This is a genomic window from Nonomuraea sp. NPDC048916, from assembly GCF_040649575.1.
In the GTDB taxonomy this organism is placed as follows: domain Bacteria; phylum Actinomycetota; class Actinomycetes; order Streptosporangiales; family Streptosporangiaceae; genus Nonomuraea.
Map to the genome: position 1 here is coordinate 1 of NZ_JBEZFS010000125.1, position 1,173 is coordinate 1,173.

At 67.3% G+C, this 1,173-nt stretch carries 1 protein-coding gene; it reads left to right on the top strand.

What is annotated here, in order from left to right:
• On the top strand, positions 1 to 1,173 hold a 1,173-nt coding region (locus AB0C16_RS40040; RefSeq protein ID WP_357691373.1), incomplete at both ends, for a polyketide synthase.

Below are 1,173 nucleotides of genomic sequence, written 5' to 3' on the forward strand. Positions count from 1 at the left end.
CACCCTCGGCCTCCAAGGCCCCGCCATCACCATCGACACCGCCTGCTCCTCCTCCCTCGTCGCCCTCCACCTCGCCACCCAAGCCCTCCACACCCACGAATGCGACCTCGCCCTCGCCGGCGGCGCCACCATCATGGCCACCCCCCATACCTTCATCGAATTCGCCCGCCAACGCGGCCTCGCCCCCGACGGCCGCTGCAAACCCTTCGCCGCCGCCGCCAACGGCACCGCCTGGAGCGAAGGCGCCGCACTCCTCCTCCTCGAACGCCAATCCGACGCTCAAGCAAACGGGCACCCCATCCTGGCTATCATCCGCGGCTCAGCCATCAACCAAGACGGCGCCAGCAACGGCCTCACCGCCCCCAACGGCCCAGCCCAAGAGCGCGTGATCCGCCACGCACTCACAACAGCCCAACTCTCACCAACCGACATCGACGCCGTCGAAGCCCACGGCACCGGCACCACCCTCGGCGACCCCATCGAAGCCCAAGCCCTGCTGGCCACCTACGGACAAGAACGAACCCCAAACCAGCCACTGTGGCTCGGATCGATCAAATCCAACCTCGGCCACACCCAAGCCGCCGCAGGAGCCGGCGGCGTGATCAAAATGGTCATGGCCATGCGCCACGGCCTGCTACCCAAAACCCTGCACGTGGACGAGCCGACACCACACGTCGACTGGACCACCGGCCACATCAAACTCCTCACCGAACCAGAACCCTGGCCCACCACCAACCGCCCCCACCGCGCCGCCATCTCCGCCTTCGGCATCAGCGGCACCAACGCCCACCTCATCCTTGAGGAGCCGCCCCAGGTTCTTGGAAAGGCCCCACGGTCGCACGCCGCTCCGGGCTCTTCTCCGGTGCGCAGCGCGATGCCCAATGCGATGCCCAATGCGATGCCCGATTCAGTGTCTGACGAGATGCCCGGTGCGGTGTCTGACGAGATGGCCAATGTGATGCCCGGTGTGGCGTCTGGTGTGGTGCCCGGTGTGGTGTCTGGTGTGGTGTCTGGTGTGGTGTCTGACGAGATGCCCGGTGTGGTGTCTGGTGTGGTGCCGATCGTGTGGCCGGTGAGCGGCAAGTCTGCGGCAGCGTTGCGAGCTCAAGCCGCGCAGCTGCGCGTGTTCCTGGACACCCTCGACGATGACGCGCTCACAGCGGCCGGCCGGGC